The organism is uncultured Sphingomonas sp. (assembly GCF_964244235.1).
Taxonomy (GTDB): Bacteria; Pseudomonadota; Alphaproteobacteria; order Sphingomonadales; family Sphingomonadaceae; genus Sphingomonas.
In genome coordinates, this window is sequence record NZ_CAXTII010000058.1 from 1 (window position 1) to 18,091 (window position 18,091).

The window sequence follows — 18,091 nt, forward strand, 5'->3', positions numbered from 1 at the left end:
CGATGACGCCATCGTCCGCTTCATGACCATCGCCGGACATGGATCACGGCACATCATCGTTCGCCACATTAGGGGATTGGCGTCATTCCTCGCTGTGGCGGTTCCGGCAAGCTGGGTCATGCTCCGCCCGATCGCGGCCGGCATCGTTGCTGCCGTGTGCGCCGCGATGCTGCTGCTCGTAAGCCTGCGCGTCCTTGCCTACCGGCTGCATGCCAAGCGGTTCGCCGATCTCCTCGTCTCCATTCTTGCAGGACTGCTCATGCTGGTCGCCTATTCGATGCCCGTGACCCTGCCCGTCCTCGCTTTCGCCATGCTCTGGCAGTTGCAACGCCGGGGGCGGGCGAAGACGTGGCTGCTGGCATGAACCCCGCCATCGATCTCGCGGGCGCGACCGTCGAACGGAGCGGGCAGCATGTCGTGCAGGGCGTCGACCTGACGATCTCGACTGGATCGTGGTTCGGCCTCATCGGCGCCAACGGATCGGGCAAGACCAGCCTGCTCAGAGCGCTCGCAGGCCGACTGCCCTTCGCCCGCGGATCATGCCGGGTGGATGGCGAGGAACTGGGCGAGAATCGCGCCGAACGGGCGCTTCGCTTCGGCTTCTCCCCTCCGGCCGACAAGCTGCCGGACGCGCTGCGGGGACGCGACGTTCTCGAACTCGTCGGCGGGAGCATCGACGATGTCCGCTCACGTCTGGGTAAATTACATGAGGCGCTGGGTCTGGCTCCACTGCTCGACCGCTGGATCGGCGACTGCTCGGCTGGGATGCGCCAGCGTATCGCGCTTGCCGCAGCATTCGCGGGCGGTCACCCGCTCGTGATCCTCGACGAACCGTTCAACTGGCTCGATCCCGTCGCGATTTTCGATTTGCGCGAAGTCCTGCGCGAAATGGTCGATGGTGGCCTGACGCTCATCACCGCTCTCCATGACCTCGGCACGCTAGCGTCCGCTTGCGACGCCGGTCTTATGATCGCCGATGGCAAGGTCGCGCTGGCTCTGGACGAGGATATGTTGCGGACAGCTGCCCAGAATCCGCAGGCTTTCGAGCGACAAACGATCGACCGCCTGCGATCCGGGCTGATCGTGTAATTCTAGGTCGGATCCTTTCCCAAAAACGAACGTGGAGCGGGAAAGCCACGCTGCTGATCGAGCCGTCGGCAGAGGATGACCTTCGCTTTCCCAAAATTAGTTCCCGATTGGCTTTTCCCGAAATAGCCAATCGACATGGAGAAACGGGAATTTAATATGCGGTTTGAATGACCGGTGTCGGGATCGCGTGCCGTTTATTTAAACGGCGTGAATTGGTCGAAACGCGACATTTCCCGCTGTCCTACAGATCACCGGCCGTGCCATCCCCGCATCATGCGCACCCAGGTCGATCATCCAACCGCTATCGCCACCCCGATCGCCGCAAGCTCTTGTTTTCACACGATGTGGAAAGGCGAATGGCACACCTCCACTTCCTCCACTTCCGCAACTATTTCGGCGGATGGGAGTGGGCGAACGCCGCTATTTGCCCTCTGGGCGCACGGCACCAGCGCAGCCGGTAGCGCCGACCGTACGGTCGTTGTATCTGACCCGCATGGTCGCGATCCCCATCACCCGGTCGATCTGGATCGACGACAGCGAACTGGCCGAATCCGCCACGCGTTCGGGCGGGGCGGGGGGGCAGCATGTGAACACCACCGACAGCGCGGTCATCCTGCGCTTCGACGTCGCGGCGAATACGACGCTGCCCGATGCGGTGAAGAACCGGCTGGCGACGCTGGCGGGATCGCGGATGACGATCGACGGCGTGCTGATCCTGCGCGCCGAGGGATCGCGGTCGCAGCATTTGAACCGTCAGGATGCGCGCGACCGGCTGGTGGCGCTGATCGCGGAGGCCACCATCGTTCCCAAGAAGCGCCGCCCGACCCGCCCGACCAAGGCCAGTCAGACGCGGCGGGTCGATGCGAAGAAGGGCCGGAGCGCGGTGAAGGCGGGGCGGGGCCGCGTGTCGCACGATTGAGCGAGCCGTGCGTCCGCTGGCGCGACCCTCCCCCGTTCCGTCACCCCAGCAAAAGCTGGGGTCTCATGCCGAGGGCTTTTCGCCAGCCAACCGGAGACCCCAGCTTTCGCTGGGGTGACCGGGTGGGAAGGGCGACGCAGGAAAATCGCTGTCCTACACGGCTGGAATTGGCTCTACCCTGGCGGATGGTCGCCACGCACCTCGCTTCAACGCTTCGCTGCCGCTTGGTCCCGTTGCAGAAGGACATTTCGCGCGGGACGTGGCGTGTGGTTCGTCCACTTCCGAACCGGCGAGATTCCGATCCGTCCTGCTTTCCGGCGGACCAATCGGGTCGGACCCGCGCCGCTTTCAGCCCCTGCCGGGAGCGCCGATTTTGCCTACGGTCACGACGGTTGTAGAATCGGCCCATGTACGCCTTCGACATCGCCGCCGACAGCAAGACCGAACTCTACCGCGATCTCCTCGCTGCGGTCGATGCGTTGACCGCGGACGAGCCCGATGCGATCGCGAACATGGCCAACGCGGCGGCAGTCCTCTGGCAATATCTGCCCGACCTCAACTGGGCGGGCTTCTACCGCATGATGGACGGCGAGCTGGTGCTTGGGCCGTTCCAGGGCAAGCCCGCCTGCATCCGCATCGCGGTCGGCGCGGGCGTTTGCGGGACGGCGGTGGCGACGGGCGCGACGCAGCGGATCGCGGATGTCCACGCCTTTCCCGGCCATGTCGCCTGCGACGCGGCGAGTCGGTCCGAACTCGTCGTGCCGATCGTGCATGGCGGCGCGGTGATCGGCGTGCTCGACCTCGACAGTCCCGTCCCCGACCGGTTCGATACCGATGACCAAGCCGGTTGCGAGTCGATCGTCGCGCTGATCGCCGCACGCATCGCGCCTATGGGTTGATCCGAATCGGGACACGCAGCGCGCTGGCGACTTCGGTCCGAGATTGGTAAGTGACACCTTAACGTAGACATTTGTCCGGCGCAGGGTGGGTCGTCGGAGATTAGGGAGACACGAATGCGCAGCCTTTTGATCGCCACTGCCGCCATCGCCGCGACGACTGCGTGTCAGGCATCGGCGCAGCGCATGATCGCGCATGGACCGGGCGCTGCCTATGCGACGCCGAATCCGGACCGGACGATGGCCCCGCCGCCGCCGGCGATGATCCGCACGACGAACTCTGTCGGCCATCCGCACGGCAATCGCTGGGGCAGCAAGGTGGACGGCCACTGGTGGGGCGGCGCGAACGCCCCCGGCGGCTGGAGCGCCTATCGACAGCCCCGCCGCGGCTGGCGCGTGCCAGGCTATTGGAACACGCCGCGTTTCTACATTTCCGATTGGGCGGATTACGGCCTGTCGCAGCCGCCCTACGGCTATAACTGGGCGCGTTATTACGACGACGCGGTGCTGATCGACGATCGCGGCGGGGTGTACGATACCGTCGGCGGGCTCGACTGGGACGGCTACGACAATGGCTATGCAGGGAACGAGACGGTCTATGCGGGGTCTTCGGACGCCGGCTACGCCCCGGGCGGTGCGGTCCAGCAGACCTATGGCCAGTCGACCTATGCGCCCGGCTACGAACAGCATCGCAGCAGCGGCGTCGGCGGCGCGCTGGCGGGCGCGGCGGTCGGCGGGGTCGCGGGCAACCTGATCGCGGGTCGCGGCAATCGGCTGGGCGGCACGCTGATCGGCGCCGGCGTCGGCGGTCTGGCGGGTTATGCGATCGATCGCGGCACCAGCGGTCCGCATCGGCCGCATCATGGCGCCGACTATCGCGAGCCGCCCGTAGCGCCCGCCTATGCGCCGCCACCCCCCGCCGGTTACGCGCCCCCGCCGCGCGCCGGCTGGGTGTCGCCCGACGGCACGACGACGGTCACCACCACGACCGGCGGCTATTATGGCGGCGGATCGACGACCACGGTCGTCGTCCAGTCCGCTCCGGTCGTCACGACGACGACGACCGAGATCTACGAGGATGCGGTGACGTATAGCCGACCGCGCAAGGTCTGGCGCAAGCGCGTCTGGCACAAGCCGGTGTGGCACAAGCCCGCCTGCGGCTGCCGCTGAGCCACCGGGGGAACGGCCCGACCACGGGCCGCCGGGGATGCCGTCCCGCGCAACGCACGCGGGACGGCATTTTGGTGTCTGGATCGCCTGTCATGGTCGTTTGATCGATGTCATCGGCCCTCGCGGCTGATATCGGCGATGGATAGTACGGAGAGGACCATGGGCTGCGTGGCACGTAGGATCGCTTTGGGATGTGCCTTCGTCGCCATCCTGGCGCCCGTTTCGACGACGTTCGCCCAGCCGACGGGAACGGCGGTCGCCGAGCAGGGCGAGACCCGGCTGTCCGGTGGATCGGCCGGAACCCCGATCTCGGCTGCGCTGACGACTCGGTTCGCGACCGCCAGCGAACGCACGCCCGCCGCCGTGACGCGGTGCAGCGGCGGTCGCGTGCATTGCTCTCTCGTCGACCGGTTGATGCTTCGGGTGGGCAAGGACCGGGTCGCCGTGCCGCGCGGCGCGATTCTGGCGCTGGCCGACATCGACAGGGGCGCCTTGCACCGCTTGACCCCCGATCGCTACGAACTCGTCCTCGATTGCGGCGATGCGGCGGCCGCCTACCAAGCGCGTCTGTTCTTCGATCGTCGACGAGTCGATCGCCTCGAAATCTGGTCCAGCGAAGCGGGCAAGATGGAGGAGGCGACGACGTACCGGGATCTGTCGCACGCCTTCCTGTAGCGCCTCAATTTCGCGGTGGTCGCCCTGCGAAACTGACCAGGCTCTCCGACCCATCCGCCGCCAGCGCGGATACGCCGACGAAATGGTCGTCGACCGGCACCTGCGGCAATACCACCGTCGTCCCCGCCACGTCGCGCTTGCCGGTCCAGTCCTGCCGGTCGTTGCGCCGCCACCGGACGCGGTAGCCGACCGCGCCGGGCACCGCGGTCCACTTCACCGTCGTGTCGCGGGACAGGGCACCCGACATCGACACGCCGCCCGGTGCTGCGGGTGCGCTCGCCAGGCGGGCGATCGTCGCCATGTTGATCGCGGTCACCTTCGCCAGATACGCGAAGTCCATGCCGTCGATCGTATCGCCGTAGACGACGCCGTTCTCGGTGCGCAGGTCCTGATGCTGGCGGTCCCAGTTCTCCGCCGCGACCGAGAAGCGGACCGCTGGATAGCCGAGCTTCAGGAACGGTTCGTGGTCGCCGCCGCGGCCGAACCGGTCGGGGCGGCGATCGACGAACACGTCGAGTCCGCCCGGAATGCCGTCCGCGATACCGTCGATGGTCTTGGCCAGCGCTCGGCTTGGGCCGTCGTCCTCGCCGCCGTCCGCGCGGCGCGCCTGTTGCTGCGGCAGGTCTTCGGCCGCGCGGATGCCTTCCGAGAACACGCGTATGGTCTTCGCTTCGCGGACGCCGCCCTGGCCAATGCTGTTGCCGATGATGTCGTTATTGAGCATCGCCGACACCTGCCAGCCGCGCGTCTTCGCGGTTTCGGCCAGCAGCGTGGAGCCCCACAGCCCCTGTTCCTCGCCCGAGAAGATCGCGTATACGATCGTCGCGTCGAAATGCCGCTTCGACAGGATGCGTGCCGCCTCCAGCACCAGCGCGACGCCCGACGCATCGTCGTTCGCGCCCGGTGCGTCGGAGGTGGCGTTCATCTCGTTCGTCACCCGGCTGTCGATATGGCCGCCGACGATGACGACGCGGTTCGGATCGCGGCCCGGCTGGATACCGAGCACATCCTCGACCAGCACGCCGTTCGGCGCGCGCGGTCCGGTGAAGCTGCGCGATATGCGCTCGACCGTGACGCATCCGGCGCAATCCGCCGCGATCGCCCGGAACCGCGCCGCCGCCCAGTCGCGCGCCGCGCCGATCCCGCGCTTCGGATCGGTCGTGGTCGACAAGGTATGGCGCGTACCGAAGCCGACGAGCGTCGTGACGGTCGCCTTCATCTGCTGTTGCGACGGGGCGGGGAGGGCGGCGGCGAGGAGGAGCGGGATCAGCATGGACGGATGGTGGCCGGAAACGCATCGCTACTCAAGGGCTCGTTCGGTGGCGCTAAAACGCCGTCAGCGCATCGATCGCACCCTGCAGGATATACGCCGCCGCCATCTTGTCGACCAGTTCCGCCCGCTTCGCACGGCTTGCGTCCTGTTCGATCAGCGTCCGCGTTACCGCGACGGTCGACCAGCGTTCGTCCCATAGCAGTACCGGTGCCAGGTCCTCCATGTTGCGCGCGAAGGCGCGGGTGGACTGGCTGCGCGGGCTTTCGCTGCCGTCGAGGTTGATCGGCAACCCGACGACGATCCCGCGCACCGCCTGAGCGGCGATTAGCTGCGCGAGGATCGTCTTGTCTTTCTGGAACCTGGTCCGCCGCACGAGCGTCGCCGGGCTGGCGAAGCTCCAGCCGGCATCGCACAACGCCGTGCCTATCGTTTTGGTACCCACGTCCAGTCCCAATAGCCGTCCACCTTCGGGCAGCATGGCCCTGAATGCGCTGCGATCCCCGGTGATCACCGGTCGTCGAATGCGGCCAGCCGCCGCACGGCGTCCATCCGGACATTGGCCCAGAACAGGCTGTAATCGTACACATGGTAGTTGTTCCCTGGCAGAACATAGCTGCCAAGGTTGGGCGGCTCCCCGATCAGCAGGAAACCGCGCCCGGCGCAGCGCGCGGGGACCCGGCCGGCAAGGATCGTCGCGCTCGACAGGTCGGCGGACGGATAGAGCGTGCCGAGGTTCGCCGCGGCGGGTGCGGCGGCATCGGGCGTGCCGGTCAGCGGATTGATGCACAGGATGGGCGTATTGATCCGCGGGTGGCCGTCGAACCCCGTCGTCGCATCATAGGTGTCGAGGATCAGCGACGGATCGGCGGGCTCCGCAAAGCTTTCCCATGACAGGATACATCCGGGCTGGTCGGCGGCAGCGCAGGCCGGCAGGCCGAGCGCGCCAAGATCGGCGGTCTTCGAGATCGGCCAGCCGATGACGTAGGCGGCGACGGTCCGTTTCGCGAGCGCCGGGTCCTTCGCGACGCGGTCGCGCAGCAGTCGCTCGAGATGGAGCGCGCCCTGACTGTGCCCCGCCAGGATGATCGGCCGGTCGGGACCGACCTGTGTCAGGAACGCGTCGAATGCGGCCGATACGTCACGGTAAGCAAGGTCGAGCGCTTTCTGTGCATCGGCGATGTCGGTCAGGAATGCGCCGAACGTCGCCTGGCGATAACGGGGGGCCCAGACCTGAGCCGCCTCGTTGAACGCACTCGCCTGCCCGCGCAGGAACAGCGCGGCGCGGTCGTTCGCCTCCTTGTCGCCGAGCGGCGCATTCCAGTGATCGCGCGCGAGATAGGAGGTGGGGTGAATGAAGAACACCGCGGCTTCGGGCGTTTTGCCGGGCGTGTATCCTGCGGGCACCCATAGCGTCGGATTGTCGGTGATATCCGGCCGCGCGATCCACATCGCCCTGTCCGCATAGGCCGCAGCATCGATCGGCCGCTCGGCCCTGAACGTCTCGCGGGGGACCAGCGCCAGCCGCAGCAATTGCGTCCCGTAGAGCCGGTACGCGAATGCCCCCGCGATCACGAGGACGATCAGGACGGCGACGGCATAGAGGAACTTGCGGGCCAAAACGCTCTCCGGGGCGGACGGCGCTCCGTGCCCCAGCGCATCACCGCTGGCAATCCGGGTTGCGCGTGGGCGAGCCGCGGTGCTAGCCGCGCATCATGTCCGTAGAACCCGCCACCGTGAAGCGGATCGCGAGCCTTGCCCGCATCGCGATCACCGACGAGGACGCACAGCGCCTCGCCCCCGAACTCGACAACATCATGGGCTGGATCGAACAACTGGGCGAGGTCGATACGACCGGCGTCGAGCCGATGACCGCGGTCGTCCCCAATACGCTGCGCCTGCGCGACGATGTCGTGACGGAGGGCGGCATACGCGATCTGCTGATGAAGAATGCGCCCGAGGCGGAACATGGCTTCTTCACCGTGCCGAAGGTGATCGAATAGTGGTCGATCTCACCGACCTGGGCGTCGCCGCGATCCGCGACGGGGTACGCGAGGGCGATTTCACCGCGCGCAGCGTTGCCGAGGCGTTCGTCGCCAAGGTGGCGAAGGCGAAACTGCTCAACGCCTTCATCGTCGAGACGCCCGACCACGCGCTCGCCGCGGCCGATGCTGCCGATGCGGCGCGTGCGGCGGGCGAAGTGCCGAAGCCGCTGGCCGGCGTGCCGATCGGCATGAAGGACTTGTTCTGCACGAAGGGCACCACGACGACCGCTGCGAGCCGCATCCTCGAAGGCTTCGTGCCGCCGTACGAGAGCGCGGTTTCCGAACGGCTGTTCGATGCAGGCGCGGGGATGCTCGGCAAGCTGAACATGGACCAGTTCGCGATGGGGTCGTCGAACGAAACGAGCGCATTCGGCAACGTGATCTCGCCGTGGCGGCGCAAGGATGGGGGCAATGCCGCGCTCGCACCGGGCGGATCGTCGGGCGGGTCGTCCTCCGCCGTATCGGCGCGGTTGTGCCCCGGCGCGACCGGCACCGATACCGGCGGCTCTATCCGCCAACCGGCGGCGTTCACGGGCATATCGGGTATCAAACCGACCTATGGCCGCTGCTCGCGCTGGGGTACGATAGCATTTGCCTCCTCGCTCGACCAGGCGGGGCCTATGGCGCGCGACGTGCGCGATTGCGCGATCATGCTGGAGGCGATGGCCGGGTTCGACGCACGCGATGCGACCTCGCTCAAGCTGGACGTGCCTCATTGGGAAGCCGGATTGTCGAGCGATCTCAAAGGTAAATGCGTCGGTATTCCCAAAGAATATCGGGTCGATGACATGCCCGAGGAGATCGACGCGCTCTGGCAACAGGGCATCGCCTGGTTGCGCGACGCGGGTGCCGAGATCGTCGAAGTCTCGCTACCACACACGAGATATGCATTGCCGGCCTATTACATCATCGCTCCTGCCGAAGCATCGTCCAACCTCGCGCGCTATGACGGCGTCCGGTACGGTCTGCGGGATCTGCCCGCGGGTGCGGGGTTGCAGGACATGTATGCGGCGACCCGTGCGGATGGGTTCGGGGCGGAGGTAAAGCGGCGTATCCTGATCGGAACATATGTTTTATCTGCGGGCTTCTATGATGCCTACTTCACACAAGCAGCGAAGATACGTACGCTGATCTCTCGCGATTTCGAACAGGCATGGGCAAGGTGCGACGTCCTGCTCGCGCCGACCGCGCCGAGCGCCGCCTTCGCTCTGGGCGAGAAGTCCGCCGATCCGCTCGCAATGTACCTCAACGACGTTTTCACCGTGCCTTCGTCGCTTGCCGGTCTGCCAGCGATGAGCGTGCCCGGCGGCGTCGACAAGGACGGCCTGCCGCTCGGGCTGCAGATCATCGGCAAGCCATTCGACGAGCAGGGCGTATTGAACGCCGGACTGGCGATCGAGCAGCGGGCAGGGTTCGTGGCGCGGCCGGAGGCGTGGTGGTGAGCGAGGGGACGATGACGGACAGCTACCGCATCCACGGCGAAACCGGCGAATGGGAGGTCGTGGTCGGCCTCGAAGTGCACGCGCAGGTCACGTCGAACGCCAAGCTGTTTTCCGGCGCATCGGCGACGTTCGGGGCGGAACCCAATACACAGGTTTCGCTGGTCGATGCGGCGATGCCGGGGATGCTGCCGGTGCCCAATGGCGAGTGCATCCGTCAGGCGGTGCGCACGGGCATGGCGATCGATGCGAAGATCAACACATGGTCGCGGTTCGACCGGAAGAATTATTTCTACGCCGACCTGCCGCAGGGCTACCAGATCAGCCAGCTCTACCACCCGCTGGTCGGGGAAGGCTCAATCGAGATCGAGGATGGCGACGGCACCAAGGTCATCGGCGTCGAGCGGATCCATGTCGAGCAGGATGCCGGCAAGCTGATGCACGACCAGCATCCGACTCGATCCTATGTCGATCTCAACCGTTCGGGGGTCGCGCTGATGGAGATCGTCAGTCGGCCGGACATGGAATCGCCGGCGCAGGCCGGGGCGTATCTGCGCAAGCTGCGCGCGATCCTGCGCTATGTCGGGTCGTGCGACGGCAACATGGAAGAAGGGTCGATGCGTGCGGACGTGAACGTGAGCGTACGCAAGCCGGGCCAGGCACTCGGCACGCGGACGGAGACGAAGAACGTCAATTCGGTCCGCTTCGTCATGGCAACGGTCGAGCATGAGGCCCGACGGCAGGTCGGCGTGATAGAGGGCGGGGGCAAGATCGTCCAGGAAACGCGGCTGTTCGATCCTGACAAGGGCGTGACGCGGTCGATGCGATCCAAGGAGGATGCGCATGATTATCGTTATTTTCCCGATCCCGATCTGCTGCCGCTCGAACTTGACGACGCGTTCCTGGAGGCCTGTCGCGCATCGCTGCCGGAACTACCCGATGCGAAGCGCAAGCGGTATGAGAAAGCGGGCGTAACCCCTTACAATGCGGACGTTCTTACCGCCGAGGTCGAAACCGCGCGTTGGTTCGACGCCTTGCTGGAAACCGGCGCGCCTGCGGGGCCGGCGTCCAATTGGGTCACGTCAGAACTGTTTGGTGCGCTCAATCGGGTCGGCAAGACGATCGCCGATAGTCCGGTGGTGCCAGCGCAGGCGGCGGAACTGCTTGCGCTTGTCGCCGACGGCACGCTGTCGGGCAGCCTGGCGAAGCAAGTGTTCGAGGTGATGCTGGAAACGGGAGACGCACCAGCGAAGATCGTCGAGGATCGCGGGCTGAAACAGACCAGCGATACCGGTGCGATAGAAGCGGTCATCGCGGAGGTGATGGTGAAGAACTCCGGCCAGCTGGCGCAATATCGCGGCGGCAAGGAGGCGCTGTTCGGTTTCTTCGTCGGGCAGACGATGAAGGCGATGGGCGGCAAGGCCAACCCCGCGGTCGTCAACCAACTGTTGAAGGCCGCGCTGCAGGGATAGGTTCATTTCTGGTCGCGGTTGTGCGTTGACCGCAGCCGCGTCGGAGGGCTCAATAGTCTCTCGCACGCATCATGAGGGCTATGGTTACCCATCTCCTCGCTTGTCGCGCGAGCGAAGGGGGCATTCATGGAACGGGTTCGGTTGTTTTTCCTGGCGGTCGCGCTGGTATTGTCGTCTGCAGCGTCGGCGCAACGCTTCGACAACAAGAGCGTCGTGGCGCTCCATCATGCGGGATTGGGCGACAACACGATCATCGCCAAGGTGAACGGGCTGCCGTGCAGTTACGACGTGTCGACCGACGGTCTGATCGCGTTGAAGCAAGCCGGTGTCTCGGACGACGTGATCGCGGCGATGGTCGCGCGCTGCTCGGCATCGCCGCACGCACAGGGCGTCGGTGCAGGCTCTACCGATCCGGCGGTAGCGCATCCGCCGGGCATCTATGTGATGCAGGACTGGCTCGGCACCCCGAAGATGCAGTTGATGCGGCCATCGAAGGCGAGCGGCATCAAGGTCACCGGCAACGGCAGTATCCTGCTGCCCTATGTCGGCAAGCTGGTGCTGCCGGACGAACACAGTCGTGTCGAGGTCAAGACCCATCGCCCGGTCTTCTATTTCTATTTCCTGGCCGGCGGCCGGAAGGTCAGCGACTTCTGCACCCCGGACTCGGTCGCAGCCCAGTCCCCCGACGAATTCACCCTGGTCCGTTTCAAGGTAAGGAAGGACGAACGGGAAGTCGGTACCGGGAAAGTCTCGGCCTATAGCAGCCGCAGGGGCATCGATACCAAGGACGTGATCCGGTTCGAGACGAGCGAGGTCGGCGAGTCGGCGTTCAAGGTGAGCGAATCGCGGGACCTGGAGCCGGGCGAATATGCCTTCGTCCTGACGGGGGCGAACGGGACGGCGCGAGTATATGATTTTACGATCGCGTAATTCGATTTTCGGAGGGGCATCGGAGGATTTCCGTCACCCCGGGGTCAAATCCAAGATAACGTACTGGTGGTATGGCCCGAAACGAACAGGCGATACGGCCAGTACTATGCCGCTTCACGCGGTTGCGGGACGGAGGTAGGCGTAAGCCATGACGAAATGGCTTGCCGCTTTCCTGCTCGCTCTTGCCGCGACGACGGCTCATGCACAGGTGCCGGCGATCGACCCGTCGCTGCCGCGAGTTGCGATCGAGACGACCGCCGGCCGGTTCGTCGTGGCGGTCGAGGTCGTGAAGGCACCGATCACGGCGGCGAATTTCCTGCGCTATGTCGATCAGCATCGGCTCGACGGCATCCTATTCTACCGCACGGTGAAGGTCGCCGACCATTTCGGTTTCGTGCAATTCGGCATCGATAATGATCCCAAGCGCGTCCTGCCGCCGATCGTGCATGAACCGACCACGCAGACTGGGCTGCCGCACATCGACGGCACGCTGTCGCTCGCGCGACTGGCCCCGGGATCGGGGCGGGGCGACTTCACGATCAGCGTCGGCGATCAGCGCTATCTGGATGCCGATCCGACCAAACCCGGCGACAATCTGGGCTACGCGACCTTCGCCCGAGTGACTGACGGGATGGAGGCGGTGTTGAAGATATTCGACGCGCCCGTTTCCCCGACGAAGACGCAGCGCGGCGCGTTCAAGGGCGAAGTGCCCGAGACGCCCGTCACCGTCGTCACCGCCCGCCGGCTGCCATGACGACGCGGCGCGCCAGCTGCCGTTGCGGCCAGCTGGCCGCTGTCATCGAGGGCGAACCGGTACGTGTGTCGGTATGCCATTGCCGGTCCTGCCAGTTGCGCACCGGAGGCGCTTTCGCCGCGCAGGCGCGCTTCGCGAAGAAAGCGGTCACGATCACGGGCGACTGGAACGTCTGGGAGCGGATGGGCGGCAGCGGCGCTAAGGCATCGTATCGCTGGTGCCCCGCCTGCGGCGCGACCGTCGCCTACGTCAACGAAGGCATGGACGACGTGATCGCGATCTCACTCGGCGCGATCGTGGAAGGTCCGATTCCCGCCCCGGAATTTTCGATGTACGAAGATCGAAAGCTGCCTTGGGTGGAGATCGTCGGCGAGGGTGTCGTTCACGACTGACGGTTTGCTATTGGGCGTCGTCGTCCTGATTCTTGGTGACGCCGCCCGTGCCCCCCACGCCGTCGGGCATGCCGGTATCGGTCATCGTTTCCGGCTCCGGACCACCTTCGCCGCGCGCGACCGCGTCGGACCGCGCCTCGACCTCCTGCTCCAGGTCGCTGCGCGGGTCCTTATTCCTCGCGGATGCGGCGGGCGTCTTCTGTGTCGGTATCGGTCATGTGTCGGTCCTTCAGATTTCGGTGGGCTGCGCGGTGCCGGGGTCGGTGGGCATCGTGCCCGGGGAGGGTTGGTCGAAATCCGGCGCGGGCGGCGCGATCTCGGGTGGGGGGGCGGCCGGCTGGACGGGCTGGCTGTCGGGTACCGGGCTTTCCGGTGGTGGTTGCGTGGCCATCATCTGCTCTCCTTCACCGCGTCCAACGATCGCATCGGCACCGGGTTGCGTCGTCGCGCTTGCCCCGGACGGCTTCGCTGGTATAGACGCGCGCGTTCGACGGTGCCTCTCGCGGGCGTGGCGGAACTGGTAGACGCAGCAGGTTTAGGTCCTGCCATCGCAAGATGTGGGGGTTCGAGTCCCTTCGCCCGCACCAGTCCCGCGCGAAAGTGCGGGGTTCACGGCACCCGACATATTCTCCTGATTGAAGGCTTCCCATGCAGACTGTCGAGACGTTGAACGAGGGCCTGAAGCGCGGCTACACGCTGACCATCACCGCGCGCGATATCGACGCGAAGGTGGACGGGGAGCTGAAGCGCCTGGCACCGCAGATCCGCATGCCCGGCTTCCGCCCCGGCAAGGTGCCCACCAACCTGGTGCGCAAGATGCACGGCCCCGCGCTGATGCAGGATGCGCTGAACACCGCGATCCAGGAAGGCGTCCAGGGCCTCGTCGCCGAGAAGCAGTTGCGCCCGGCGATGCAGCCTGCGGTCGAGCTGGCCGAGGGCTACGAACCCGGCAAGGACGCCGCGATCAAGGTGTCGATGGAAGTGCTGCCGCAGGTCCCGACGCCGTCGATCGACGCGCTGACGCTTGAACGGCTGACCGTACCCGTCGCCGACGAAGCGGTGGAGGAGCAGCTGAAGACCTTCGCCGATCAGCAGAAGAAGTGGGACGACGCGGCGGACGATCATGCCGCGGCGATGGGCGACCTTGTCACGATGGACTTCGTCGGCAAGGTCGACGGCGTGCCGTTCGAGGGTGGTACCGGCGAGGACATGGCGGTCGAGCTGGGCACCGGACGGCTGATCCCCGGCTTCGAGGAGCAGGTCGTCGGCGTGAAGGCGGGCGAAGCGCGCCAGATCAACGTCACCTTCCCCGACGATTATGCGGCGGAGAATCTGAAGGGTGCGGCGGCGACGTTCGACCTGGTCATCAAGTCGGTGAAGACTGCGGGCGAAAGCACGATCGACGATGGCCTCGCCAAGTCGCTTGGACTCGAAAGCCTGGAGAAGCTGCGCGAATTGCTGAAAGGCCAGATCGAGCAGCAGCATAACGGGCTGACCCGCACGCATATGAAGCGAAAGCTGCTCGACCAGCTGGCGGAGGGCCACGATTTCGAGGTTCCGCCGTCGATGGTGGAGGCTGAGTTCGACCAGATCTGGCAGCAGCTCGATCACGAGGCCGGGCATGAGGCCGACCCCGAGGCGGCGCGCGCGGAAATGGAGATCGACCGCGCCGATTACCGCAAGATCGCGGAGCGTCGCGTTCGACTCGGGCTGTTGCTGTCCGAGATCGGCCAGGCGAACGGCGTCGAGGTCAGCAACCAGGAAATGAACCGGCTGATCGCGCAGGCCGCGCAGCAATATGGGCCCGAAGATCGCAAGCGCTTCATCGAATATGTCCAGGCGGAACCGATGGCCGCCGCACAGCTTCGTGCGCCGCTGTACGAGGACAAGGTCGTCGATTTCCTGTTCGGGAAAGCCGCGATCACCGACCGCGAGACAACTCGCGAGGAACTGGAAGCCGCGATCGAGAGCGAAGACGGTTTTGCGACGGGCACGCATTCGCACGATCATGACCACGACCATGACGACGACCACGACCACGACCACGACCATGAGCCTGAGAAGAACCCTGCTGCCGAGAAGGCCAAGGTGACCGACGCGGCAGTGACCGAGCCGCTAGCCGAGGAGGCCGCAAAGCCTGCGAAGAAGGTTGCGACGAAGCCCGTCGCCGAGGGTGACAATGCGGGGGCCGAGGTCGAGCCTGCACCGGCTAAGAAGCCGGCGGCCGGAAAGAAGGCGGCGCGGGTCGAGGTGGAGACGGCGCTTCTGGAATCTTCGCCGGTCGCGGCGGAAGCGGCCGAGGGGACCGAGGCTGCCGACGCTGCCGACGCGCCGGTGAAGAAACCGCGGGCGAAGAAGGTGAAGGCGGAGGGGTGAGTCATCCGTCATGCCGGACTTAATCCGGCATCCATCGCGCCGCAAACCAAACAGCTGTCGAATGTGCGGCACGATGGATGCCGGATCAAGTCCGGCATGACGGAGATAGAGGCCTTGACCGAACCGACCATCGCCGTCCTGCTACCCTGCTATAACGAGGAAACCGCGATCGCGCAGACGGTCGCGGGCTTCCATGCCGCGCTGCCGACCGCGACGATCTACGTATACGACAACAACAGCAGCGACCGGACCTGCGAGATCGCCGCGGCAGCGGGTGCGATCGTCCGGCGCGAGCGGATCCAGGGCAAGGGCGCCGTCGTCCGGCGGATGTTCGCCGACGTCGATGCCGATATCTACGTGATGGCGGACGGCGATGCGACCTATGACGCGGCGGCCGTGCCCGGGCTGGTCGACCGGTTGCTCGACGAACAGCTCGACATGGTCGTCGGTAGTCGCATCCACGAGAAGGCGGAGGCGTATCGTCGTGGGCACCAGTTCGGCAACGCGCTGCTGACCGGCATGCTCGCGCAACTGTTCGGCCGCAGCTTCACCGACATCCTGTCGGGCTATCGCGTCTTCTCGCGACGCTATGTAAAGAGCTTTCCTTCGCTCAGCGCCGGGTTCGAGATCGAGACCGAGATCAGCGTCCATGCGCTCGAACTGAAGATGCCGATCGCCGAGATCGAAACACGGTATTTCGCGCGGCCCGAGGGGTCGACGTCGAAGCTGAGCACGTATAGCGATGGCTGGCGTATCCTGCAGACCATCGTGACGCTCTACCGGATCGAGCGGCCCTTGTGGTTCTTCGGGGCAATCGGCGGCATCTTCGCGCTGTTCGCGCTCATCTTGGGCGTGCCGCTGGTCCTGACCTATCTCGAGACGCATCTCGTGCCGCGATTCCCGACCGCGATCCTCATTACCGGCCTGGGATTGTTTGCCGCGCTTAACGTGTTTGCGGGCTTGATTCTCGACACCGTCGTACGCGGGCGGCGCGAGGTACGGCGGCTGGCCTATCTGGCCTATCCGGCACCCCGCCGCGGCACTTGAACAACCAGCGCCAAACGCCGATGTTGGCGGTTCCGAGGGCATAAGAGAGAGTTCCATGCACAATCCGTTTGACACCGGCGATTTCGCGCGGCCGCTGGCTAATGCCGGCGTCGCCCTGCAGCAGGCGCAGGCGGGGCTCGTTCCCATCGTCATCGAACAGTCGAATCGCGGGGAGCGCAGCTTCGACATCTTCAGCCGACTGCTGCGCGAACGCATCGTCTTCGTGACGGGCGGCGTCGAGGACGGAATGGCATCGCTCATCACGGCGCAGTTGCTGTTCCTTGAGTCGGAAAACCCGAAGAAGGACATCTTCATGTACATCAACTCGCCGGGCGGGGTGGTGACGGCTGGCATGGCGATCCATGACACGATGCAATATATCCGCCCGCGCGTCGGGACGGTGTGCATCGGGCAGGCAGCGTCGATGGGCAGTTTTCTGATGTCAGCGGGCGAAAAGGGGATGCGGATGGCGACCACCAATTCCCGAATCATGATCCATCAACCGTCGGGCGGCGCGCAGGGCATGGCGTCGGACATCGAGATCCAGGCGCGCGAGATTTTGCGGATGCGTCACGATCTTAATACCTTGTACGCCAGGTACACCGGCAAGCCGCTTGAGGAAATTGAGCGCGCGATGGACCGCGATAAGTTTATGTCTGCCAAGGAAGCGCAGGAATTCGGGCTGATCGACGAGGTGTTCGACAAGCGCCCGGCCCCCGCAGACGACGTGGCGAAGGCGGCCTGATCGGACGCAGCGAGCGATCTTACGCGACAGACGTCCGCATTAGCCATCATTGGCCGTTGAAATGTGACAGAGCCGGGTTACGATGCCCAGCCAAAGCGGGCCGCGCGACCCGAAACTCGCGGCGAAAGGTGATTGAATGCCGAAGCTTGATGGTGGCGACTCGAAGAGCACTTTATATTGTTCGTTCTGCGGCAAGTCGCAGCACGAGGTTCGCAAGCTCATCGCCGGTCCCACCGTGTTTATCTGCGACGAATGCGTCGAACTGTGCAACGACATTATCCGCGAGGAGACGAAGTCCGCGCTGGTGTCGAAGAAGGACGGCGGCGTGCCGACCCCGCAAGAGATTTGCAACGTCCTCGACGATTACGTGATTGGTCAGAAGCGCGCCAAGCGGGTGCTATCCGTCGCGGTGCATAACCACTATAAGCGCCTGAACCACGGCCAGAAGGGGGCGGATGTCGAGCTGGCGAAGAGCAATATCCTGCTTGTCGGGCCGACCGGTTGCGGCAAGACGCTGCTCGCTCAAACCCTTGCAAGAATTCTGGACGTACCGTTCACGATGGCGGACGCGACGACGCTGACGGAGGCGGGCTATGTCGGCGAGGACGTTGAGAACATCATCCTGAAACTGCTCCAGGCGAGCGACTACAACGTCGAGCGGGCGCAGCGCGGGATCGTCTACATCGACGAGATCGACAAGATCAGCCGCAAGGCCGAGAACCCGTCGATCACCCGCGACGTGTCGGGCGAGGGCGTGCAGCAGGCACTGCTGAAACTGATGGAGGGCACCACCGCGTCGGTGCCGCCGCAGGGTGGACGCAAGCATCCGCAGCAGGAGTTCCTGCAGGTCGACACGACCAACATCCTGTTCA

Annotated in this window: 19 protein-coding genes, 1 tRNA gene and 1 pseudogene; 17 read left to right on the forward strand and 4 right to left on the reverse strand. The window is 65.4% G+C overall.

Features of this window, described 5'->3' with window-relative positions; translation table 11 throughout:
- From ACFE7D_RS10340 to ACFE7D_RS10365, 6 genes and pseudogenes are all read left to right on the forward strand, one after another.
- Positions 1 to 364 (forward strand): annotated as a pseudogene (locus ACFE7D_RS10340) (hypothetical protein); the annotation flags it as partial.
- A complete protein-coding gene (locus tag ACFE7D_RS10345; RefSeq protein ID WP_375395335.1) occupies positions 361 to 1,089 on the forward strand; it encodes an ATP-binding cassette domain-containing protein in 729 nt (242 codons plus the stop codon). The pseudogene ACFE7D_RS10340 and the gene ACFE7D_RS10345, both read left to right, overlap by 4 nt.
- A gap of 493 nt (positions 1,090 to 1,582) precedes the next feature.
- A complete protein-coding gene (arfB, locus tag ACFE7D_RS10350) occupies positions 1,583 to 2,008 on the forward strand; it encodes an alternative ribosome rescue aminoacyl-tRNA hydrolase ArfB (protein WP_375395336.1) in 426 nt (141 codons plus the stop codon).
- 407 nt (positions 2,009 to 2,415) lie between these two features.
- Positions 2,416 to 2,907 (forward strand): GAF domain-containing protein, encoded by a 492-nt coding sequence (locus tag ACFE7D_RS10355; RefSeq protein WP_375395337.1) that lies wholly within the window; start codon positions 2,416 to 2,418, stop codon positions 2,905 to 2,907.
- 114 nt (positions 2,908 to 3,021) lie between these two features.
- Positions 3,022 to 4,074, forward strand: coding sequence for an RcnB family protein (locus tag ACFE7D_RS10360; RefSeq protein ID WP_375395338.1), 1,053 nt, complete (start codon positions 3,022 to 3,024; stop codon positions 4,072 to 4,074).
- Positions 4,075 to 4,242: 168 nt separating this feature from the next.
- Positions 4,243 to 4,749, forward strand: a complete 507-nt coding sequence (locus ACFE7D_RS10365) for a hypothetical protein (RefSeq protein ID WP_375395339.1) — start codon at positions 4,243 to 4,245, stop codon at positions 4,747 to 4,749.
- A gap of 4 nt (positions 4,750 to 4,753) precedes the next feature.
- On the opposite strand, the gene ACFE7D_RS10370 is transcribed toward ACFE7D_RS10365, so the two are convergent.
- Genes ACFE7D_RS10370 through ACFE7D_RS10380 form a run of 3 tightly spaced genes read right to left on the reverse strand, consistent with a single transcriptional unit; the run spans position 4,754 to position 7,639 of the window.
- A complete protein-coding gene (locus ACFE7D_RS10370; RefSeq protein ID WP_375395340.1) occupies positions 4,754 to 6,022 on the reverse strand; it encodes a M20/M25/M40 family metallo-hydrolase in 1,269 nt (422 codons plus the stop codon).
- Between the two features lie 52 nt (positions 6,023 to 6,074).
- The gene (gene ruvX / locus ACFE7D_RS10375; RefSeq protein ID WP_375395341.1) at positions 6,075 to 6,533 is read right to left on the reverse strand and encodes a Holliday junction resolvase RuvX; all 459 of its coding nucleotides are present in this window, start codon (positions 6,531 to 6,533) and stop codon (positions 6,075 to 6,077) included.
- On the reverse strand, positions 6,530 to 7,639 hold the full coding sequence (locus tag ACFE7D_RS10380) for a DUF3089 domain-containing protein (protein ID WP_375395342.1): 1,110 nt from the start codon (positions 7,637 to 7,639) through the stop codon (positions 6,530 to 6,532). The genes ruvX and ACFE7D_RS10380 overlap by 4 nt, the downstream gene beginning before the upstream one ends.
- A 95-nt stretch (positions 7,640 to 7,734) precedes the next feature.
- Between ACFE7D_RS10380 and gatC the strand changes: the two genes are divergently transcribed.
- The 6 genes from gatC (at position 7,735) to ACFE7D_RS10410 (ending at position 13,051) form a co-directional block, all read left to right on the forward strand.
- Positions 7,735 to 8,022 (forward strand): Asp-tRNA(Asn)/Glu-tRNA(Gln) amidotransferase subunit GatC, encoded by a 288-nt coding sequence (gene gatC / locus ACFE7D_RS10385; protein ID WP_375395343.1) that lies wholly within the window; start codon positions 7,735 to 7,737, stop codon positions 8,020 to 8,022.
- Positions 8,022 to 9,506 (forward strand): Asp-tRNA(Asn)/Glu-tRNA(Gln) amidotransferase subunit GatA, encoded by a 1,485-nt coding sequence (gene gatA, locus ACFE7D_RS10390; RefSeq protein ID WP_375395344.1) that lies wholly within the window; start codon positions 8,022 to 8,024, stop codon positions 9,504 to 9,506. The genes gatC and gatA overlap by 1 nt, the downstream gene beginning before the upstream one ends.
- Positions 9,507 to 9,517: 11 nt before the next feature.
- Positions 9,518 to 10,975, forward strand: a complete 1,458-nt coding sequence (gene gatB, locus ACFE7D_RS10395; RefSeq protein ID WP_375395353.1) for an Asp-tRNA(Asn)/Glu-tRNA(Gln) amidotransferase subunit GatB — start codon at positions 9,518 to 9,520, stop codon at positions 10,973 to 10,975.
- 126 nt (positions 10,976 to 11,101) lie between these two features.
- The gene (locus ACFE7D_RS10400; protein WP_375395345.1) at positions 11,102 to 11,905 is read left to right on the forward strand and encodes a hypothetical protein; all 804 of its coding nucleotides are present in this window, start codon (positions 11,102 to 11,104) and stop codon (positions 11,903 to 11,905) included.
- Positions 11,906 to 12,053: 148 nt separating this feature from the next.
- The gene (locus ACFE7D_RS10405; RefSeq protein WP_375395346.1) at positions 12,054 to 12,659 is read left to right on the forward strand and encodes a peptidylprolyl isomerase; all 606 of its coding nucleotides are present in this window, start codon (positions 12,054 to 12,056) and stop codon (positions 12,657 to 12,659) included.
- Positions 12,656 to 13,051 carry a GFA family protein gene (locus ACFE7D_RS10410; protein WP_375395347.1) on the forward strand — a complete coding sequence of 132 codons (396 nt, stop codon included), beginning with the start codon at positions 12,656 to 12,658 and terminating at the stop codon, positions 13,049 to 13,051. Before ACFE7D_RS10405 ends, ACFE7D_RS10410 begins: the two co-directional genes overlap by 4 nt.
- A 229-nt stretch (positions 13,052 to 13,280) precedes the next feature.
- Here ACFE7D_RS10410 and ACFE7D_RS10415 read toward each other — a convergent pair whose 3' ends face one another.
- Entirely contained in the window at positions 13,281 to 13,442 is a 162-nt protein-coding gene (locus ACFE7D_RS10415; protein ID WP_375395348.1) for a hypothetical protein, read from the reverse strand.
- Positions 13,443 to 13,553: 111 nt separating this feature from the next.
- Here ACFE7D_RS10415 and ACFE7D_RS10420 point away from each other — a divergent pair.
- From ACFE7D_RS10420 to clpX, 5 genes are all read left to right on the forward strand, one after another.
- Positions 13,554 to 13,638, forward strand: a tRNA-Leu gene (locus ACFE7D_RS10420).
- A 61-nt stretch (positions 13,639 to 13,699) separates the two neighbouring features.
- Entirely contained in the window at positions 13,700 to 15,427 is a 1,728-nt protein-coding gene (tig, locus tag ACFE7D_RS10425) for a trigger factor (RefSeq protein ID WP_375395349.1), read from the forward strand.
- Between the two features lie 96 nt (positions 15,428 to 15,523).
- A complete protein-coding gene (locus tag ACFE7D_RS10430; RefSeq protein WP_375395350.1) occupies positions 15,524 to 16,474 on the forward strand; it encodes a glycosyltransferase family 2 protein in 951 nt (316 codons plus the stop codon).
- A gap of 55 nt (positions 16,475 to 16,529) precedes the next feature.
- Positions 16,530 to 17,219 (forward strand): ATP-dependent Clp endopeptidase proteolytic subunit ClpP, encoded by a 690-nt coding sequence (clpP, locus tag ACFE7D_RS10435; protein WP_375395351.1) that lies wholly within the window; start codon positions 16,530 to 16,532, stop codon positions 17,217 to 17,219.
- Between the two features lie 136 nt (positions 17,220 to 17,355).
- A partial coding sequence (gene clpX / locus ACFE7D_RS10440; RefSeq protein WP_375395352.1) for an ATP-dependent Clp protease ATP-binding subunit ClpX occupies positions 17,356 to 18,091 on the forward strand: 736 nt, incomplete at its 3' end.

Coding starts and splice junctions, on each gene's coding strand:
- ACFE7D_RS10345 (WP_375395335.1), top strand. CDS start 361: ATGAACCCCGCCATCGATCTCGCGGGCGCGACCGTCGAACGGAGCGGG.
- arfB (WP_375395336.1), top strand. CDS start 1,583: ATGGTCGCGATCCCCATCACCCGGTCGATCTGGATCGACGACAGCGAA.
- ACFE7D_RS10355 (WP_375395337.1), top strand. CDS start 2,416: ATGTACGCCTTCGACATCGCCGCCGACAGCAAGACCGAACTCTACCGC.
- ACFE7D_RS10360 (WP_375395338.1), top strand. CDS start 3,022: ATGCGCAGCCTTTTGATCGCCACTGCCGCCATCGCCGCGACGACTGCG.
- ACFE7D_RS10370 (WP_375395340.1), bottom strand. CDS start 6,022: ATGCTGATCCCGCTCCTCCTCGCCGCCGCCCTCCCCGCCCCGTCGCAA.
- gatC (WP_375395343.1), top strand. CDS start 7,735: ATGTCCGTAGAACCCGCCACCGTGAAGCGGATCGCGAGCCTTGCCCGC.
- gatB (WP_375395353.1), top strand. CDS start 9,518: ATGACGGACAGCTACCGCATCCACGGCGAAACCGGCGAATGGGAGGTC.
- ACFE7D_RS10400 (WP_375395345.1), top strand. CDS start 11,102: ATGGAACGGGTTCGGTTGTTTTTCCTGGCGGTCGCGCTGGTATTGTCG.
- ACFE7D_RS10405 (WP_375395346.1), top strand. CDS start 12,054: ATGACGAAATGGCTTGCCGCTTTCCTGCTCGCTCTTGCCGCGACGACG.
- ACFE7D_RS10410 (WP_375395347.1), top strand. CDS start 12,656: ATGACGACGCGGCGCGCCAGCTGCCGTTGCGGCCAGCTGGCCGCTGTC.
- ACFE7D_RS10415 (WP_375395348.1), bottom strand. CDS start 13,442: ATGGCCACGCAACCACCACCGGAAAGCCCGGTACCCGACAGCCAGCCC.
- tig (WP_375395349.1), top strand. CDS start 13,700: ATGCAGACTGTCGAGACGTTGAACGAGGGCCTGAAGCGCGGCTACACG.
- ACFE7D_RS10430 (WP_375395350.1), top strand. CDS start 15,524: ATGACGGAGATAGAGGCCTTGACCGAACCGACCATCGCCGTCCTGCTA.
- clpP (WP_375395351.1), top strand. CDS start 16,530: ATGCACAATCCGTTTGACACCGGCGATTTCGCGCGGCCGCTGGCTAAT.